We start from the raw sequence: 18261 nt of genomic DNA, 5'->3' as shown, positions 1-18261 counted from the left end.
CAGAGGGGCAGAACGAATGGGCAAGACCGGACTGAAGGGCGGCATCGCCATCGTTGCGCTGACGGCGCTCGGGGCATGTGCGGGCGGGAATTTCGATCCCGACCTGCGCGGGATCATCGGTCAGGGCGGGCTGGATACCAGCGGCGCCGCCGCGCAGGCCGCGGCACGACCGGCCCCCGACAGCCGGGGCGTCATCACCTTCCAGAACGGACAGGTCGCGCTGGCGAATGGCGGCGACACGCCCGCAAGCGTCGCCGCGCGCCTGGGGATCGACGCCGCGACCCTTGCCCGCCACAACGCGCTGGCGGTCGATGCTCCGCTGAACGCGGGCGCGGTCCTCGTGCTGCCGGGCACGGTGCCCACATCGGCCCCCGCATCGGGCGGCGCCACCGCGGTCACAGACCCCTTCGCCAAGGCGACCGGCAGCGCGCCGCGCGAAACCGACACGGCCCCGCGCAACCATGTCGTCGTCCGGGGCGAGACCGCCTGGTCCATCGCACGCAAATACGGGATCTCGGTCCAGGACCTTGCATCGTGGAACGGGCTGCCCGCCGACATGGCGCTGCATCCGGGTCAGCGGCTGATCGTCCCGAAACCCGGCGAGAAGGCCCCCGCCGCGACCGACACGAAGCCCGGTCAGGGCACGCCCACGCCGGTCCCGCCCTCGGCCGCGGCCCCCCTGCCCGACGAGGAGACGGCCCCCGCATCCGAACCCGCGCCCGATGCGCCCGATGTCGATCTGGGTGCCGACCGGACGGCGGCCTCGGGCGGGGGACGCTTCGCGATGCCGGTCTCGGGGCCGATCATCCGCGACTACGAGAAGGGCAAGAACGACGGCATCGACATCGCCGCACCCTCGGGCGCGGCGGTGAACGCGGCGGGCAGCGGGACGGTCGCCGCGATCACCCGCGACACGGCAGGAACCCCCATCGTGGTCGTGCGGCACGACAACGACCTGATGACCGTCTATGCCGGGCTGGGCGATGTCAGCGTGGCCAAGGGCGACAGCGTCTCGGCCGGTCAGGGCATCGGCAAGGCGGGCGATGGCGGCTCGGTCCATTTCGAGGTGCGGCGCGGCTTCGACAGCCGCGACCCGACCGATTATCTGAACTGATCAGCGCCCGATCAGGGCGCGTTCCTCGGCCAGCGCGATTTCCTTCTTCACCAGCGCGCGCAGGTTGGCCGAGAAGCGCTGCCCCATCTCGCCCTCCAGTTCCTCTCGGACCAGTTCCTGCAGCTGCTCGCCCAGCGCGGCGTCCTGCAGGACGGCCAGGACGACAGGCTCCAGCTCCGGTGCCTCGGGCGGCAATTGCACGATGATGGGCGCGGGCTGCGGGGCCGGCGGCAGGGCTTGGGGAACGGGCGGACGCATCCGCTGGCCCAGCCAGTCGCGCCATGCGCGCAGCAGGCCCACCTGCGGTTCGGGCTGGGGCTCGGGCTGCGGGGCGGGTCCGATGGGTTCGGGCAGTTCGCCGTGATCCAGCATCGCGCGGATGCTGCGGACGGTATCGCCGATCTGGCACCGGATCTCGCCCGCATCGGGGCCGGGCACGGCCGCCGCATCGCGGAAGGCCTGCGGGTGGCGGAGGGGGCCGCTCATCGCGACCCCGCCCGCGGATCAGTCGCGCCCGATGGCGCGCAGCACGCGGTCCAGGCTCTCGCCCTGCTTGCTGGTATAGGGCGCGTCGCGCACGGCATTGTAGTATTGCGATGGGTCATAGGTCGGAATCCCCAGTTTCAGGTTTTCTACCGTCAACAGACCCATAGCCGAGAGAAGTTGATAATGCGCTAATTGCAGGTTGCTTTCCGCCGTGATCCGGTCGGCGCGTGCCTCCAGCAGCGACTGTTCCGCGTCCAGCACGTCCAGCGTCGTGCGCGCACCCAGCAGCGCCTCTTCGCGGACGCCGTCATAGGCCTGCTGCGCGGCGCTGATCTGCTGGTCGATCGCGCGGATCTGGGCGCGGGCCACGTCGATATTGGCCCAGGTCTCGCCCACCACCTGCGACAGGCTGCGCGCACCGTTCAGCAGCTGGGCGCGTGCCTCGTCGCGATCGGCCATCGCGCCGCGATGCGCGGCCGACAGCGCCCCGCCGGAATAGATCGTCTGCGACAGCCGCAGCCCGATGCTGGAACTGTTGCTGCTGGCATAGCTGTCGGGCGTCGCGCTGCTGCGCGGGGCACGGGTGACGCCGATATTGGCCGAACCGCTCAGCTCGGGATTGCGCTCGGCGGCGGCGGCGGCGACGCCCAGCTCGGCCGCTGCGGCGACGCGCTGCGCCTGCAGGATCGAGGGATGCGTGCGCTGCGCGATGCTGCGGGCCTCGTTCAGGTCCGAGGGCAGCTTCGGCAGCGACGGAGGCGAGGACAGACGTCCCGGCATCTCGCCCGTGGCAGTGCGATAGGCCTCGCGCGCGATCTCCAGCTGCCCCTGTGCGGCGGCAAGGCTGGCACGGGTCGCGGCAAGCTGCGCATCGGCCAGCGCCACGTCGGTCACGGTGATCTCGCCCACGTCGAAGCGGTCCTGCGCGGCCTGACGCTCTCGGGTCAGGACCTCGACCGAGTTCTGCTGCAGGGCGACCTGCTGGTTGCCCTCGAGCACGGCGAAATAGGCGTCGGCGGCGTCCAGCAGGACCTCCTGCTCGACCGCGACAAGCGCCTGGCGGGTGGCCAAGACCTGCTCCTTGGCGGCGTCGATCGCCAGCTGCGAGCGCCCGAAATCATAGAGCGTCATCGAGATGTTCAGATCCAGCGAGGTCGAGCGCGTGGTCGTCCCGCCCTCGATCCGCTGCGCGCCGTGTTCCGCGACCCATTCGACCACAGGACGCAGGGCCGATACGGCGCTTGCGACATCCTCGTCGGCGGCGCGCAGCACGGCACGGTTCTGTTCCAGCAGCGCGGAATGGCGATAGGCCTTGACCATCGTGTCCGCCAGGCTCTGGGCACCGGCGGGAATGGCGGTCGCCATCATCAGCGCGGCGGTCGTGGCAATGCGCTTCAACCCCATCACAGCGAGAACCCCCGTTCGCGCACGAAGCCCGGCAGGACCGGTGCGCTGGCATTGAAGAGATAGCGCCAGCTGACATGGCCCGCGCGCTTCAGCCCCATCCGCACGACACCCAGAGAGCCTTCGCGGAACAGCGCGACGATGCGCCCGCCCTCGTTCAGCTGGTCCAGCAGCGCGGCGGGGACCTCCTCGACCGCGCCCTCGATGAGGATGACGTCGAAGGGGCCCTGACGGGGCGCGCCCTCGGGCAGTTCGGCCTGCAGCACGGCCACGTTGAAGATGCCGGCCTCGGTCAGGCAGCGCTCGGCCTCGGCGGCCAGCTCGCTGCTGTCCTCGATGGCGACGACAGCCTCGGCGATGCGGGCGATCAGCGCGGCGGAATATCCCATGCCGCAACCCAGATCGAGCACCATCTCATCGGGCTGGATGTCCAGCGCCTCCAGCATCTTGCCGATGGTCCGGGGCTCGAGCATGACGCGCCCCTCGCCGATGCGCATGTTCTCGCCCAGATAGGCGATCCCGCGCTTCGAGGCGGGCACGAACTCTTCGCGCGGAACGGAAAGCATCGCATCGATCACCGGGAAGCTGGTGACTTCGTTGGGGCGGACCTGCGTATCAACCATCATCGTGCGGCGCGCGGCGAAATCGGTCATCCTTGGGGAACCTCTGCTCGACCTGACATGGGCGCTTATTGCCATGTTTGCGGGAACTGGGCAACGTCGCACATGGACGCGGCCGATGCGCGATCACGTCTTGCACGTCCCGAAGCGATGGGCTATGCCGCTGCCACTCTCGACGGCGGTGGGTTGGCGGAGAGGTTACGCAGCGGATTGCAAATCCGTGTAGACCGGTTCGATTCCGGTACCCACCTCCACGATTACCGACGCGAGGGTCCCGTCCGATGATCCATGCCGCAATCGCCCGCATCGCAGAAGCCGCGCTGCTGGTCCGGCTGGCATTGCGCCCCTCCGACAACCTGCGCGAACGTCTGGTCCGCGACGACCCGCCCGCCCCTGCCGCGATCTGGCTGCATGGCGCATCCGTGGGCGAGCTGACCTCCGCGCGCACGATCATCATGGCCCTGTCGCGCGAATTCCCCCTGATCGTGACCGCCAACAGCACGACCGGGCGCGACCTTGCGCGCGGCTGGGGAATCGATGCGCGCCTTGCGCCGCTGGACGTGCCGGGCGCGCTGCGCCGTTTTCTGGACCACGCGGCCCCCCGCCTTGCCATCACCATCGAGAACGAGTTCTGGCCGCTGCGGTCCCGCCTGCTGGCAGATCGCGGCGTCGCACAGGCCATGATCGGGGCGCGCATGTCCGAACGCTCGGGGCGGCGTTGGGCGCGGATGCGCGGGATCATCGCGCCGATGCTGGCGCGGATCGCGGCGCTGTCGGCGCAGGATGCGGGAACCGAGGCACGGCTGAGGGGTCTGGGCCTGCCCGAGGATTCGGTCCTGCCGCGCCTGGACCTGAAGCTTCTGGCCCCGGCCTCGGTCGCCCCTGCGGATGAAACCGCCCTGCGCGACCGCACGATCCTTGCGGCCTCGACCCACGAGGGCGAGGATGCCGCGATCCTCGACGCCTTCGCCGCGCAATCCGATGCGCGGCTGATCCTTGCGCCCCGCCACCCCAGGCGCGCACCCGAGATCGCAACGCTGATCCGCGAACGCGGCCTGCCCTGCAGCGTCCGCAGCGAGGGCGCGGACGCCCCGCCCGCGGGCGGCGTCCTTCTGGCCGACACCCTGGGCGAGATGCCGCGCTGGTACGCGGCGGCGGGCATCTGCATCGTGGGCGGCACCATCATGGATCACGGCGGCCATACCCCGTGGGAGCCTGCGGCCCAGCGCTGCGCGCTGCTGCGCGGACCGCATATCTCGAATTTCTCCGAAGCCTTCGCGGCGCTCGGGGCGGCGGCGCTGCCCTTCGATGCGGCGAACCTGCGCGCGCTGCTGGCCGATCCGGACCGCAGGCGGGCGCAGGGACAGGCCGCGCGCGACGTTCTGGACGCCCGCGCGGGCGATCCCGCCGCGCTGATCGCGCGGCTGTCCGATCTTGCCAAGCCCGCGCCGCGACCCGATATGTCACCCCGATGACAGGAGCGTTGCGATGATCCGCTATGCCTTGCGCTGCAGCAGGGGACATGACTTCGACGGCTGGTTCCGATCCTCGGACGGGTTCCAGGCCATGGTGGATGCGGGCCAGGTGACCTGCTCGGCCTGCGGAGACACGGATGTCCGCAAGGCGCTGATGGCCCCGTCCGTGGCCGAGAAGAAGTCGCAGCCCGATCCCACGCCGCTGGAGAAGCTGCGCCAGCATGTCGAGGCCAACAGCGATTATGTCGGCCCCCGCTTCGCCGAGGAGGCGCGCGCCATGCATGCGGGGTCCCGCCCCGGCCGCGCCATCCACGGAGAGGCCCGCCCCGAAGAGGCGAAGAAGCTGATCGAGGAGGGAATTCCCGTGGCCCCCCTGCCCTTCATCCCCCGCCAGAAGACGAACTGAGGCGGCGCTGCAACCCGCTCTTGCGGTCGGTGTGATCCGTCCCTAAAAGCGCCTGCGATACGCAACCTTGGCTGGAGGCCCGCGATGCCGCTTCTGGTAATGAAATTCGGCGGTACGTCGGTCGGCGATCTGGACAGGATCCGCAACGCCGCGACGAAGGTTCGGCGCGAGGTCGAACGCGGCTATGACGTGATCGTCATCGTCAGCGCCATGTCGGGCAAGACGAACGAGCTGGTCGGCTGGGTCGAACAGACCTCGCCCATGTTCGACGCGCGCGAATACGACGCCGTCGTCAGTTCCGGCGAGAACGTGACCGCGGGCCTGATGGCCCTGACGCTTCAGGAAATGGACGTCCCCGCGCGCAGCTGGCAGGGCTGGCAGGTGCCGATCAACACGACCTCGGCGCACAGCGCCGCGCGCTTCGTGGACATCCCGCGCGACAATATCGACCAGAAATTCGCCGAAGGGATGAAGGTCGCCGTGGTCGCGGGCTTCCAGGGCCTGTCGCCCGAAGGCCGGATCACCACCCTTGGGCGCGGCGGCAGCGACACGACCGCGGTGGCCTTCGCGGCCGCCTTCGGCGCGGAACGCTGCGACATCTATACCGACGTGGACGGCGTCTACACGACCGATCCGCGCATCACCTCGAAGGCGCGCAAGCTGGACCGCATCGCCTTCGAGGAGATGCTGGAACTTGCAAGCCTCGGCGCGAAGGTCCTCCAGACCCGCTCGGTCGAGCTGGCGATGCGTTACAACGTGCGGCTGCGGGTGCTATCCTCGTTCGAGGATACCGACGAGAATTCGGGCACCCTGATCTGCGATGAGGATGAAATCATGGAATCGAAAGTCGTCAACGGCGTCGCCTCTTCGCGCGACGAGGCCAAGATCACGCTGGTCACGGTCGAGGACCGTCCGGGCATCTCGGCCGCGATCTTCGCCCCCCTGGCCGAGGCCGGCGTCAATGTCGACATGATCGTCCAGAACATCTCCGAGAAGGATTACGACGATCACCCCGGTTCGGTGACCGACATGACCTTCTCGGTGCCGATCAACCAGGTCGAGCGCGCCAAGAAGGCCATGGAAGAGGCCCGCCAGGCCGGCAACATCGACTATGACGAGCTGGTCGTGGACACCGAGGTCGCCAAGGTCAGCGTCGTGGGCATCGGCATGCGCAGCCATACCGGCGTCGCCGCGCGCATGTTCAAGGCGCTTGCCGACGAGAACGTCAACATCAAGGTCATCGCCACCAGCGAGATCAAGATTTCCGTTCTGATCGACCGGAAATACATGGAATTGGCGGTGCAGTCCCTGCATGATGCCTTTGAACTGGACAAGGCATAACGCCACCGGTTCGGCCCCCGGCCACGGGGGCCATTCACAGGCAGAAGGCGGCAAGCGATGCAGGACCGCAGCGACAGTGATTCCCGCAGGCTGCTGAGGCGGCTGAAGGAAATCCTCGCCGCTCCGGGCGGCGGACAGGACAGGCTGGACCAGATCACCCATCTGATCGCGGATTCGATGGGGACCGAGGTCTGTTCGATCTACCTGTTCCGCGACCCCGAGACGCTGGAACTGTGCGCCACCGAGGGCCTGCGCCCCGAGGCCGTCCACCAGACCCGCCTGCGCCTGGGCGAGGGGCTTGTCGGCCGCGTCGCCCGAACCGGGCGCAACATGAACACCGCCGACGCCCCCAGCGAACCCGGTTTCCGCTTCATGCCCGAAACCGGCGAAGAGGTGTTCCCTGCATTCCTGGGCGTTCCGATCCAGCGCGTGGGCGAACGCCTGGGCGTGCTGGTCGTCCAGTGCACGACCGCGCGGCAGTTCACCGACGACGAGGTCTATGGCCTCGAGGTCGTCGCGATGGTCCTGGCCGAGATGACCGAACTGGGCGCCTTCCAGGGCGGCCAGGCCGACGGCATGCCGCAGGCGCACCGCTTTCCGCTGATGATCCGCGGCGCGACCGGCCAGGAAGGTGCCGCCGAGGGGCGTGTCTGGCTGCACGAGCCGCGCGTCGTGGTGGCGAACCCGGTGGGCGACGATCCCGAAACCGAACACCAGCGCCTGCACGAGGGCGTCGAGAAGCTGCGCAGCACCGTGGACCGGATGGTCGCCGCCGCCGACATGGGCGGGGATGGCGAACACGCCGCCGTGCTGGAAACCTATCGCATGTTCGCGAATTCGCGCAGCTGGCTCAAGCGCATGGAAGAGGACATCCGGCTGGGCCTCTCGGCCGAGGCCGCGGTCGAGAAGGAGCAGTCCAGCGCCCGCGCGCGGCTGGAAATGGCGTCCGACCCCTATCTGCGCGACCGCCTGCATGACCTGGACGACCTGTCGAACCGACTGCTGCGCATCCTCAGCGGTCAGGGCACCGATACCGGCGCCGAGATGCCCGAGAATCCGATCCTGGTCGCACGCAACATCGGCCCGGCCGAGCTGCTGGAATACGGCCGCCGCCTGCGGGGCGTGGTCCTGCAGGAAGGGTCGGTCGGCAGCCATGCGGCCATCGTCGCGCGCGCGCTGGCGATCCCGCTGGTGATCCATGCCAGCCGCATCACGACCGAGGCGCTGAACGGCGATCCGATCCTGGTCGACGGCGATCAGGGCGTCGTCCACCTGCGCCCCGAGGAAAGCGTCCACAAGGCGTTCCTCGACAAGATCGCGATGCAGGCGGCAGCGCAGGACCGCTATGCCAGCCTGCGCGACCTGCCGGCCACGGGCACCTGCGGGACGACGGTGCAGCTTTACATGAATGCGGGCCTGATGGCCGACCTGCCATCTCTGGAGGGGTCCGGGGCCGAAGGCGTCGGCCTGTTCCGCACCGAGCTGCAGTTCCTGATCCGCAACCACGTCCCCAGAAGGGGCGAGCTGGCGGGCCTCTATTCGCGGGTGATGGACAATGCGGGCGGCCGCCCGATCATGTTCCGCACGCTGGATATCGGGTCCGACAAGGTCCTGCCCTACATGAAGCCCCAGGACGAGCCGAACCCCGCGATGGGCTGGCGCGCGATCCGCGTGGGGCTGGACAAGCGCGGCGTCCTGCGGATGCAGCTGCAGGCGTTGATCCGGGCCTCGGTCGGGCGTCCGCTGCATGTCATGTTCCCCTTCATCGCGGACATGCAGGAATACGAGGACGCGCACCGCATCCTGATGCAGGAACTGTCGCGCGAACAGCGGCTGGGCCATGACATGCCAAGCGACATCCGCGTGGGCGCCATGCTGGAAACCCCGTCGCTGGCCTTCGCGCCCAAACGCTTCTTCGAGATGTGCGACTTCATCTCGATCGGGGGGAACGACCTCAAGCAGTTCTTCTTCGCCGCCGACCGCGAGAACGAGCGCGTGCGCCGCCGCTACGACACGCTCAGCGTGCCGTTCCTGTCGATGCTGCGCCAGATCATCGCCCGCTGCGAGGAGGCGCGCGTGCCGCTGTCCTTCTGCGGCGAGGATGCGGGCCGCCCGATCGAGGCGCTGACCTTCGCGGCCCTCGGCATCCACCGCCTGTCCATGCGCCCGGCATCAATCGGGCCGGTCAAGCACCTGATCCGCCGCGTCTCGCTGACCGAGCTGCGCGAGGTCATCGACACCGCCGAGGCGCAGGGCCTCACCAGTCTTCGCGGTCCCGTGACCGCGTGGCTGGCCCGTCAATAGCGGAACCTGCACGCAGTTCAGGCGTTGGCGTCCGCGCAACCCCGCCCATGGGTTGACGAAACGGCGAGAACGCTTGCTGCGATGCGGCGGCAAATGTAATGTGTCCACCAACCTGTCAAAGCATCTCCTGATATGAAGCGTCGTCAATTTCTCAATGCCGCCACCGCGATGGCAGCCGGCGGATCGCTGATGGCGGTCCAGGCTGATGCCCAGTCGCCCGAAGCGACCGAAACCTTCGGTCCGAACCTTCCCGAGCCGTTCAACTTCGAGAACGTCGCCGCCCTGGCCGAGGAACGCGCCGCCAGCGTCTACACCCAGCCGGTGTCGAAGCTGGTCGGCAGCTTTGCCGATCTGGACTATGACAAGTATCGCGGCATCCGCTTCCGCAAGGATCGCGACCCCCTGGGCGGTTCGAAGCAGTTCTCGGTGGACCTGCTGTCGCCGGGCACGATCTTCTACGAGCCGGTGCAGATCAACCTGGTCCGCGACGGCATTGCCGAACATATCCCCTTCGATCCGTCGATGCTGGAATTCGACCCCTCGCAGTTCCCCGACGGCGCCGACCTGGAAACCGTGGGCGACATGGGCTGGTCGGGCTTCCGCATGCGGACCTTCCTGAACCGCCCCGGCGTCATGGACGAATTCCTGGTCTTCCAGGGCGCAAGCTATTTCCGTGCGGTCGCGCGCGGCACGCTCTATGGGCTGTCGGCACGCGGGCTGGCCATCAAGACCGGCAGCCCCGACGGCGAGGAATTCCCGCTGTTCACCGATTTCTGGATCGTCGAGCCGCAGCCCGGCGACGAGGGCGTGCGCATCTATGCCATCCTCGACAGCAAGTCGGTGGCCGCGGCCTATCAGTTCGACGTGACGCCCGGTGCGGTCACGATGGTGCGCACGCGCATGGCGCTGTTCCCGCGCGTCGATCTGCGCGAGACCGGCCTTGCGCCGCTGACCTCGATGTTCTGGTTCAGCCCGGCATCGCGCCGCGCGGTCGACGATTACCGCCCCGCCTGCCATGACAGCGACGGCCTGCAGATGCATACCGGCGCCGGCCAGAACCTGTGGCGCGGCCTCATGTCGCCGCGCAACCTGCAGATCTCCAGTTTCGTGGACAGCAATCCCAAGGGCTTCGGCCTGGTCCAGCGCGCCCGCGAATTCGAGACGTTCCAGGATGCCGAGGCGCTCTATCACCTGCGCCCCTCGGCCTGGATCGAGCCCGAGGGCGACTGGGGCGACGGCGAAGTGCGCCTGATCGAGATCCCGGTCGAGAACGAGTTCAACGACAACATCGTCAGCTACTGGCTGCCCAAGGATGTCATCCCCGGCGGCCAGCGGACCGAGTTCCGGTATCGGCTCAGCTTCTCGGCGCTGCCGCCAAGCGATCTGCCGCTGGCCAAGGTCCGCCAGGTTCGGTCGGGACGCTCGATCAATGTCGAGACGACGCGCAGCTACATCATCGATTTCGACCTAGGGATGTTCCGCGACCAGCTTCCGCAGTTCCAGGTCTCGGCCTCCGAGGGGCGGATCGTGCATGCCTATCTGAAGGCCCTGCCCGAACAGCACGTCCTGCGCCTTGCCTTCGAGTTCGAGCCCGGCCGCGCCGAGCTGGCCGAGCTGCGCGCCGCGCTGACCGACAACGAGGGTCTTGCCCTGAGCGAGACCTGGATGAGCCGTTGGGCCGCATGAACGTCGCGACCGACATGAGCGAACGTCCCATCGTGCCGCCCCGCGCCCCGGTCACCATGCCGGTGCAGGATTTCCGCAGCCGCCCCGTCGCGGGGCCCGCACGCGCGCATGACAGCTGGCGCGTCTGGGCCGCGCGGCTGATCGCCTTCGGCGGCACGGCGGTCATCGCGGTGCTGGGCTGCCTGCAGATGCTGGCGGCCTTCCGCGCCGACCCGACGCCGATGCAGATCGCGTTGCTGATCCTGTTCGTTCCGACCTTCGCCTGGGTCGGCTTCTCGTTCTGCGGGACATTCGCGGGCTTTCTTGCGCCGCGGCTGAAGACGCCCGAGGGGCAGAACGACGCGCGCGTCGCCGTCGTCATGCCCATCTATCACGAGGATGTCGCGGTCAGCACCGGCCTGCTGGTCGCCCTGGCCCGGGAACTGGCCGACGAGGGCATGGCCGACCGCGCCGAGATCTTCGTGCTGTCGGACACGCGCGACCCCTCGATCGCGGTCAACGAGACGCTGGTCATCGACGAGGCCCGCCGCCTGTCGCCTTTGCCCCTGTGGTATCGCCGCCGCCTGACGAACGAGGATCGCAAATCCGGCAATGTCGCCGAATTCGTGCGCAAATGGGGCGGGCGCTATGACCAGATGGTCGTGCTGGACGCCGACAGCGTGATGTCCGGCGCGACCATCCGCGAATTGTCGGCCCGCATGAACGCCGATCCCCGCATGGGCCTGATCCAGACCATGCCGATGCTGGTCGGGGGCGAGACGATCTTTGCCCGCCTGATGCAGTTCGCGGGCCGCGTCTATGGCCCGATGATCGCGCGGGGCGTGGCGGCATGGTCGGGCAATACCGGAAACTACTGGGGCCACAACGCGATCATCCGCGTCACCGCCTTTGCCGAGGCCTGCGGCCTGCCGCGCCTTCCGGGCAAGCCCCCCTTCGGCGGCACCATCCTGTCGCATGACTTCGTCGAGGCCGCGGCCCTCTGCCGTGCCGGCTGGTCGGTGCGCCTGGACCACGACCTGCGCGGCAGCTTCGAGGGATGCCCGCCCACCCTTCTGGACATGGCCGCCCGCGAACGCCGTTGGGCGCAGGGCAACCTTCAGCATTCGCGCCTGCTGGGCGTGAAGGGCCTGCGCGGCATCAGCCGCGCGCATTTCCTGATCGGCATCCTCGGCTTCCTCATGAGCCCGATCTGGCTGGCGCTGATCCTTGTGGGCCTTGTGCTGTCGGCAACGGTGCTTCTGTCGACGCCCGAATATTTCCCGACCGCCTACCAGCTGTTCCCCGACTGGCCGGTCTTCGATTCCCGCCGCATGCTGTGGCTGTTCGCCGCAGCGATGGCGCTTCTGCTGCTGCCGAAATTCATCGCGACCTTCCGCGCCTGGGCACGCCCCTTGGCGGTCGCTTCGGGCGGGCGCGTGCGCATCTTCGCCAGCGCCATATTCGAGACCGTCCTGTCGGCGCTGATCGCGCCCGTGCAGATGCTGGTCCAGACCCGCCAGATCTTCGAGATCCTGCGCGGCCGCGACAGCGGGTGGAACGCGCAGGTGCGCGCGGGCTCGATGCCCGGCTGGGGCATCGTGCTGCGGTATCACTGGTGGCACGTGCTGCTGGGCGTCGGCACGCTGATCGTGCTGTCGATCTTCTCGCCCGCGCAGCTGATCTGGCTGTCCCCCATCGTCGCGGGCCTGATCCTGTCGCCGCTGACCTCGCGGCTGTCGGCCAGCCCGGTCTTCGGCCGTTGGGCCCGCATGCGCGGCCTGCTGGTCACCCCCGAGGAACGCGATCCGCCGCGCATCCTGACCGAGGCCGCAGCGATCACCCGCAGCCTGTCGCGCATCGCCTGCGCCGGCGACGGGTTGCAGCGCCTTGGCCGCGACCCCGAACTTCTGGCCCGCCACAAGGCCGGGCTTGCCCCCCTTCCCGAAGACCTGCCGACCAATTGGCATCTTGCGCGCATCACGGCCGAGGCCAAGATCGCGAATGCCGACAGCCAGTCGCAGGCACTCTCATGGCTCGACCGGGCCGAGACCGACGCCCTCGTGTCGGACCCGGCCCTTCTGAGCCGCTGGAGCGAACTGCCCGCATGAACCGCATCATCACGCTAGACATGCTGAGGGGCTATGCCCTTGTCAGCATCATGGTCAATCATATGCCCATCTCGGCGATGCGGCATGTCACGCTGCCGAACTTCTCGATCTTCGATGCATCCGAGATGTTCGTCCTGCTGTCGGGCTTCCTTGTCGGCATGGTCTGGCGCGGGATCGAGGCCAAGCAGGGCCGCGGCAAGGCGCAGCGCCGCTTCCTGCGCCGCGCCTTCGAGGTGTGGCGCGCGATGGTGGTCGGCGCCCTGCTGATGGGCCTGCTGTCGGCACTGCTCTGGGCCGTGGACCTGCCGCACACCGCGATCTGGGACCGCTATGCGGTCTGGTCGGTCGATCATCCGCTGCTGTTCATGGCCGAGGTCGGAAGCTTCTGGCTGCAGCCCAACATCATCGACGTTCTGGCCGTCTATGTCGTGCTGATCGCTCTGACGCCCCTCGTGGTGCCCGCGATGCTGCGCGCCTTCTGGCTGTGCGCCGTCGTGTCGGTGGTGCTGTGGTGGTTCGCGCCGCCCCTGAACCAGATGCTGCCGAACCATCGCAGCCAGGGCGGGTTCCTGTTCAACCCCTTCGGCTGGCAGATGCTCTTCTATACCGGCACCGCATTGGGCCTGTTCCGCGAGCGGATCATGGCCGTGCTGTGGCCGCGTCGGCATCTGGTGACGGCTCTCGCTGCTGCGATGTTCGCCTTCGGCGCAACCATCGTGATCGCATCCCGCATTGGCGAACCCGCCCTGCCCCTGCGCCAGGCGCTCAAGGTACTCTACGGTTCGATCGACAAATGGAGCCTGGACGGCACGCGCTATCTTGCGATCCTGTCGGCAGCATGGCTGATCGCGGTCCCGCTGGCGCGTCCCGCGCATTGGTTCTCGGCCACGAAGCTGGGGGTCGCATTGCAGCAGATCGGCAAGGGCGGGCTTTTCTCGTTCGTGGCGTGCGTGCTTCTGTCGGTTCTTGGTGACGCACTTCAGATGACACCTGCGGATCAGTCGATGACCAGCCGGCTGCTGATTGACCTGTGGGCCTGCGTCACGCTGTGGTGGGTATCGGCCCTGTGGCTGGAACACGGCGCGCCATGGCAGAAGGCGCGCAAGGCGCGCGCCAGCTAGTGCTCGGTCGTCTCGACACGGTCGACGGTGAAGAAGAAATCGCTGTCGGCCGGTTTCTCGACGATCTCGTCGGGAATGACGGTCGGCCCCGCCAGATAGACGTTCGAGCCGAAATGGCCGTGCAGCTTTGACAACTTGCGCATGCGGTCGGTCTGAAGTTCCTGGAAAAATGCGCTGTAGGCGGGCTGGACCTTCAGTTCGTCGATCTTGGCACGGTGGGCGGCCACGCAGCTTTCATGCATCGCGCGGATCTCGGGATCGGCCATCATGCTATCGTACTCGGCCTGCAGCAACGGAAGAACGGCCTCCATGCGGCGATCCTCTTCGACATTGTGGTTCATGCGGAACCAATAGGCGAGGCCCTGGTCGCGATCGACATGGTTCACGCGCCCACGGTCGCGTTTGACCAGAAAGCTCTCGACCGAGCGGACGGCATAGTGGTTGAGCGAAGCAAGCTGATAGCCGTAGGTCCCCGAATGCGACCGCCAGGCGTTGCGCCACTGGTCCTGCGGCATCGTCTTGCCGGAACCGTTGATCCAGCGGATGGCATCCAGCGCATTGGGCTGCAGCCCCTTCGGGCGATGGACGCCCATCTTCTTGAACAGCCCCATATTGCGATAGAGCGTCTTGAAGCCCCATGCCTGATGCGGCTTGTTGGCGAACTCCTTCGCGCAACGGAAGAATTGCTGCGTGATGAAGCCGTCGCGGAAATCCGTAATGTCCGCGTTCCCGAACAAGCGCCACGTCAGAGAGATAAGGTTGGCGTCATTGGTGGCATCGAACAGTGCCCTCATCGTGCCGTCCCCGACATGAACCGCGATGTATTCATCGACATCCATGCAGATCAGCCAGTCCGCGTTCTTGACCATGTCTTCGGAGTCGGCGGCATGCAGCGCGGCATGCTGCGGCTTCATGTCCACTTCGCGATAGGGGTTCTCGCGCCACTCGCAATAGCCCTTGCGGGCAAGAAGTCGCAGCAGGTCGTCCGTCCCATCCGTGCAGTCGTTGGTATAGACGAGAAAATTCTCGACCCCGATTGCACGGTGATAGGCGATCCATTCCAGGATGAACGGCCCTTCATTCTTCATCGTGGTGACGATGGTCACGCCGTCGCGTCGCGTGCCATCCGGGTCGTGGCTCGCATTCTCTGCGATATCGGCCTTGGGCTGGCGCAGCGGATCGGCACCCGCGGCAATGGCACGCGCAAGCAGATCGTCCGCTTCTACAAGGCTGGTCTTGGGAACGATCCGGCTGACCTTGCCGCTTTCGTCCTGGCCATAGCGCAAGGCCATGTGGCGGATGAAGCGAACCGGCTCGGGCGCGTTCGCGGCCCCCAGAATCCTGTCCCGAACCCAGATCGTGTTGCTCGGCAGCCGATCCATGGCCGCACACCAGCGCCAGTCGCGCGCCCTGCCATCGAAACGCTTGCAGATATGATCGCCAAAGCGCGGAACGGCGTCGTTTCGCACACCCCAAGGATATGCCCTCTCGCCCAGAAGGGACAGGAAGCCGGTTTCCACCCCCTTGGCGGCATCGAAAACCGTGCTGCCTGCGATCGGATCGATCAGGTCGATGGTCTCGATATTCGCGACCGCCGTTGCCGCCCCAAGGAAGCGATGGCGCAGAAGGTCGAACAGCAGCTTGTTCCCCAATGGCGCGGTCCAAGGCTCGGCGGCGGGCTGTTCCATGCGATCCTTGCCGGGGGCGTCGGGGGCGTTCATCGGATGAGCCTCGGGGCCCTTCAGCGGATCGCCAAGCGGAGAATCGAAATCGACGATGACGATGACCATGGCATCCAGCGCCGCGTGGCCCTCCTCGGTCGCGGACAGAACGCGCTGAAGTTCGCCCGCTTTTCTTCCGGCCTCGCCCGGATGTCCCCTGTCGACAATCAGCGCACCAGTCGCCCTGTGCACCCGGTGATGCCAAAGCAGCCAATCGCTCAGCGTCGCTGCATCCTCGCCGTTGCAATGGCCAAGCAGCACATCCCGGCCTGCATGCAAATCATGTTCGGCAGGGCTGGGAGCGATCTGCCCGCCCGGCGGCCCAAAGGGCGGCGCGACATCCCGACCGTTCGGCATGCGCATTTCGGCAAGCAATGCGCCAGAGAAGCCCCTTATCTGCTGAACGTCGCCCGAACGCGCCGGTCCGAACGCCCGCAGATCGTCGATCTGTTCAAAATACATGCGCACGACATTGCTGTCCGCCGTGGCAAGAGCATCCAAGAGCCGGAAACTGGAGCGCGGGAAACCTTCAGGAAGCAGCATCTCTTGCGAACGGATCGTGCGGCCGGTGATACTGCTTCTGGGCATGTGGTCTTTCCCGTCTTCGTGCGCGTTCCTGCGACCCTGGGGCAGCAGAAGGGGATGAATTCTCTATCCCATCTGGCAGGCGCGCCTTCAAGCCCCGCGCATTTCCCGGTCGTTCCCGAGTTGCATCATGCGCGCATAGCGTGTTCACTTGCGCAAAACGCCAGAGAATTAATTCAAGAGGGCCGCGTGCAGACTATTCTTGTGACGGGCAGCGCAGGTTTCATCGGTTTCCACGTTTCTCGCGCCCTGTTGGAAGCCGGACACCGAGTGATCGGGCTGGACAGCCACAACGATTACTATTCCCAGACACTGAAGGCCGATCGCGAAGCCCAGCTGACACCGCACAAGGGGTTCACGGCCGTTCACGGCAAGGTCGAGGATCCCGGCCTGCTAATGTCCCTGTTCGAGGAATATCGGCCGGACGGCGTGATCCATCTGGCTGCGCAGGCCGGAGTCCGTTACTCGATCGAGAACCCCCGCGCCTATGTCGAGGCTAACCTTATCGGCACTTTCGAACTGCTGGAGGCGGCGCGCGCCTTCCCTCCGCAGCACATGATGATGGCATCGACCAGCTCGGTCTATGGTGCCAACACCAAGATGCCCTATTCCGAGACCGACAAGACCGAAGCGCCCTTGTCCTTCTATGCCGCCACAAAGAAGTCGAACGAGGTGATGGCCCACAGCTACGCGCATCTCTTCAAGCTGCCCATCACGATGTTCCGCTTCTTCACGGTGTTTGGGCCTTGGGGGCGGCCGGACATGGCCCCGCATCTGTTCACCGATGCCATCCTGAAGGGCGAACCGATCAAGGTCTTCAATCACGGCGACATGCAACGCGACTTCACCTATATCGACGATCTGGTGGCAGGCATTCTGGGCCTTCTGCAACAGGCGCCCACGGCATCCGCGGTCGAGGGCGACAGTCTTTCGCCGGTCGCTCCGTGGCGGGTCGTGAACATCGGCAATGGTGCCCCGGTCAAGCTGATGGACTTCATCTCGGCGATCGAGACGGCATTGGGCGTGGAGGCCCAGAAGCGCATGATGCCAATGCAACCTGGCGACGTTTCGGCGACATGGGCCGACGATAACCTGATCGGCCAGCTTATCGGCGGCATCCCGAAAACACCGCTTGCAGATGCCGTTGAGGCGTATATGGGTTGGTTCGGAAGCTATTATGCATAGACGGCTGAGCAGACTTGTGGCGCATGGCTATTAGGCTCAAGCCTTGGGTAGCGAGGACGTTCTAGTCGGGCGGTTTTTACCCATGCGGATCGCGCGGGGATCGACCGATCTGATCGAGCGTTCCGGTTGACCTGCCACGGGATTATTCCTCCACCGTTGATTACGCGAGATGATAACTCCGCGCGTCGGGCGTTTGCTCAACCTGCGCCGATCGGCGTGAACACCGATCGGGCTCCGGTCGCGCTTAGATGAAAGTTCAGTGGCAGTTCACCATGCATCAGAGATCTCGATGCTGGATCGAACAAGCGTTCTTGCGGCTGGCTTACGCGCTCTTGCGTTTGCACGCGATCACGACTTCCTTGGGCAGTTTCGCCGTCGGATGTTTCATCTTGGTATTTTTCTGTGATCTGGACCGCGGAAAGCCTCCCTTTTCGGGAGGCTTTTTTGGTTGCGGGGGCAGGATTTGAACCTGCGACCTTCAGGTTATGAGCCGATCAGAAGGGAACATCGGAAACCTAAAGAATTCAGCATCTTACGAAGTAACCGTTTGATTTTTCGCGATTTCCATTCCGGCGTTCGACCGCATTGAGCGGCTTTTGACAGCACAACCTGCACGAAAACTGCAGCCAAAGGTTGATGTGGCGTTGAGGTGAGCAATTTTCAGTACCATCCATTTCGCTATATGATCACGCAGAACGTGATCCCGCACGAACGCAGCGACGAAAG

The 18261-nt window shown here is 66.4% G+C and carries 13 protein-coding genes and 1 tRNA gene; 10 read left to right on the top strand and 4 right to left on the bottom strand.

What is annotated here, in order from left to right; translation table 11 throughout:
- The first annotated feature begins 16 nt into the window (after nucleotides 1–16).
- Nucleotides 17–1114 (top strand): LysM peptidoglycan-binding domain-containing protein, encoded by a 1098-nt coding sequence (locus QMZ16_RS05575; RefSeq protein WP_282602457.1) that lies wholly within the window; start codon nucleotides 17–19, stop codon nucleotides 1112–1114.
- Here the strand turns inward: QMZ16_RS05575 and QMZ16_RS05570 are convergent, their stop codons facing one another.
- The 3 genes from QMZ16_RS05570 to QMZ16_RS05560 are packed head-to-tail and all read right to left on the bottom strand — an operon-like array spanning nucleotide 1115 to nucleotide 3657.
- On the bottom strand, nucleotides 1115–1600 hold the full coding sequence (locus QMZ16_RS05570) for a hypothetical protein (RefSeq protein ID WP_282602456.1): 486 nt from the start codon (nucleotides 1598–1600) through the stop codon (nucleotides 1115–1117).
- 18 nt (nucleotides 1601–1618) lie between these two features.
- The gene (locus QMZ16_RS05565; protein WP_022708504.1) at nucleotides 1619–3004 is read right to left on the bottom strand and encodes a TolC family outer membrane protein; all 1386 of its coding nucleotides are present in this window, start codon (nucleotides 3002–3004) and stop codon (nucleotides 1619–1621) included.
- Complete coding sequence (locus QMZ16_RS05560; RefSeq protein ID WP_282602455.1) at nucleotides 3004–3657, bottom strand: protein-L-isoaspartate O-methyltransferase; 654 nt, start codon at nucleotides 3655–3657, stop codon at nucleotides 3004–3006. The genes QMZ16_RS05565 and QMZ16_RS05560 overlap by 1 nt, the downstream gene beginning before the upstream one ends.
- 147 nt (nucleotides 3658–3804) lie before the next feature.
- Between QMZ16_RS05560 and QMZ16_RS05555 the strand changes: the two genes are divergently transcribed.
- From QMZ16_RS05555 to opgC, 8 genes are all read left to right on the top strand, one after another.
- Nucleotides 3805–3878 (top strand) — tRNA-Cys (locus QMZ16_RS05555).
- Between the two features lie 27 nt (nucleotides 3879–3905).
- Nucleotides 3906–5099 carry a glycosyltransferase N-terminal domain-containing protein gene (locus QMZ16_RS05550; protein ID WP_282602454.1) on the top strand — a complete coding sequence of 398 codons (1194 nt, stop codon included), beginning with the start codon at nucleotides 3906–3908 and terminating at the stop codon, nucleotides 5097–5099.
- A gap of 13 nt (nucleotides 5100–5112) precedes the next feature.
- On the top strand, nucleotides 5113–5505 hold the full coding sequence (locus QMZ16_RS05545) for a DUF1178 family protein (RefSeq protein ID WP_282602453.1): 393 nt from the start codon (nucleotides 5113–5115) through the stop codon (nucleotides 5503–5505).
- Nucleotides 5506–5589: 84 nt separating this feature from the next.
- Complete coding sequence (locus QMZ16_RS05540; RefSeq protein ID WP_022708508.1) at nucleotides 5590–6846, top strand: aspartate kinase; 1257 nt, start codon at nucleotides 5590–5592, stop codon at nucleotides 6844–6846.
- Nucleotides 6847–6903: 57 nt separating this feature from the next.
- Entirely contained in the window at nucleotides 6904–9150 is a 2247-nt protein-coding gene (gene ptsP / locus QMZ16_RS05535; RefSeq protein ID WP_282602452.1) for a phosphoenolpyruvate--protein phosphotransferase, read from the top strand.
- A 132-nt stretch (nucleotides 9151–9282) separates the two neighbouring features.
- Nucleotides 9283–10836, top strand: a complete 1554-nt coding sequence (locus QMZ16_RS05530; RefSeq protein ID WP_282602451.1) for a glucan biosynthesis protein G — start codon at nucleotides 9283–9285, stop codon at nucleotides 10834–10836.
- Nucleotides 10833–12923 (top strand): glucans biosynthesis glucosyltransferase MdoH, encoded by a 2091-nt coding sequence (gene mdoH, locus QMZ16_RS05525; protein ID WP_282602450.1) that lies wholly within the window; start codon nucleotides 10833–10835, stop codon nucleotides 12921–12923. Before QMZ16_RS05530 ends, mdoH begins: the two co-directional genes overlap by 4 nt.
- Nucleotides 12920–14044, top strand: a complete 1125-nt coding sequence (gene opgC / locus QMZ16_RS05520) for an OpgC domain-containing protein (protein ID WP_282602449.1) — start codon at nucleotides 12920–12922, stop codon at nucleotides 14042–14044. Before mdoH ends, opgC begins: the two co-directional genes overlap by 4 nt.
- Here opgC and QMZ16_RS05515 read toward each other — a convergent pair.
- Nucleotides 14041–15732, bottom strand: a complete 1692-nt coding sequence (locus QMZ16_RS05515) for a glycosyltransferase family 2 protein (protein ID WP_282602448.1) — start codon at nucleotides 15730–15732, stop codon at nucleotides 14041–14043. The genes opgC and QMZ16_RS05515 overlap by 4 nt on opposite strands.
- On the opposite strand from QMZ16_RS05515, the gene QMZ16_RS16290 reads away from it, so the two are divergent.
- Nucleotides 15661–17535, top strand: a complete 1875-nt coding sequence (locus QMZ16_RS16290) for an NAD-dependent epimerase/dehydratase family protein (RefSeq protein WP_348984653.1) — start codon at nucleotides 15661–15663, stop codon at nucleotides 17533–17535. The two genes, QMZ16_RS05515 and QMZ16_RS16290, sit on opposite strands and share 72 nt — an antisense overlap.
- The last annotated feature ends 726 nt before the right edge of the window (nucleotides 17536–18261 follow it).

The organism is Paracoccus sp. PARArs4 (assembly GCF_947311865.1).
Lineage (GTDB): Bacteria > Pseudomonadota > Alphaproteobacteria > Rhodobacterales > Rhodobacteraceae > Paracoccus > Paracoccus zeaxanthinifaciens.
Note: the sequence above shows the minus strand (reverse complement) of the source record. Positions and strands in the feature narration are given on the sequence as shown.

Bases quoted from the DNA above. Each gene is read 5' to 3' on its own strand.
- opgC (WP_282602449.1), top strand. From the start codon at position 12,920: ATGAACCGCATCATCACGCTAGACATGCTGAGGGGCTATGCCCTTGTC.
- QMZ16_RS05540 (WP_022708508.1), top strand. From the start codon at position 5,590: ATGCCGCTTCTGGTAATGAAATTCGGCGGTACGTCGGTCGGCGATCTG.
- QMZ16_RS05560 (WP_282602455.1), bottom strand. From the start codon at position 3,657: ATGACCGATTTCGCCGCGCGCCGCACGATGATGGTTGATACGCAGGTC.
- QMZ16_RS05570 (WP_282602456.1), bottom strand. From the start codon at position 1,600: ATGAGCGGCCCCCTCCGCCACCCGCAGGCCTTCCGCGATGCGGCGGCC.
- QMZ16_RS05545 (WP_282602453.1), top strand. From the start codon at position 5,113: ATGATCCGCTATGCCTTGCGCTGCAGCAGGGGACATGACTTCGACGGC.
- mdoH (WP_282602450.1), top strand. From the start codon at position 10,833: ATGAACGTCGCGACCGACATGAGCGAACGTCCCATCGTGCCGCCCCGC.
- QMZ16_RS05565 (WP_022708504.1), bottom strand. From the start codon at position 3,004: ATGGGGTTGAAGCGCATTGCCACGACCGCCGCGCTGATGATGGCGACC.
- ptsP (WP_282602452.1), top strand. From the start codon at position 6,904: ATGCAGGACCGCAGCGACAGTGATTCCCGCAGGCTGCTGAGGCGGCTG.
- QMZ16_RS05550 (WP_282602454.1), top strand. From the start codon at position 3,906: ATGATCCATGCCGCAATCGCCCGCATCGCAGAAGCCGCGCTGCTGGTC.
- QMZ16_RS05515 (WP_282602448.1), bottom strand. From the start codon at position 15,732: ATGGAACAGCCCGCCGCCGAGCCTTGGACCGCGCCATTGGGGAACAAG.
- QMZ16_RS05530 (WP_282602451.1), top strand. From the start codon at position 9,283: ATGAAGCGTCGTCAATTTCTCAATGCCGCCACCGCGATGGCAGCCGGC.
- QMZ16_RS16290 (WP_348984653.1), top strand. From the start codon at position 15,661: ATGGCGCAGAAGGTCGAACAGCAGCTTGTTCCCCAATGGCGCGGTCCA.
- QMZ16_RS05575 (WP_282602457.1), top strand. From the start codon at position 17: ATGGGCAAGACCGGACTGAAGGGCGGCATCGCCATCGTTGCGCTGACG.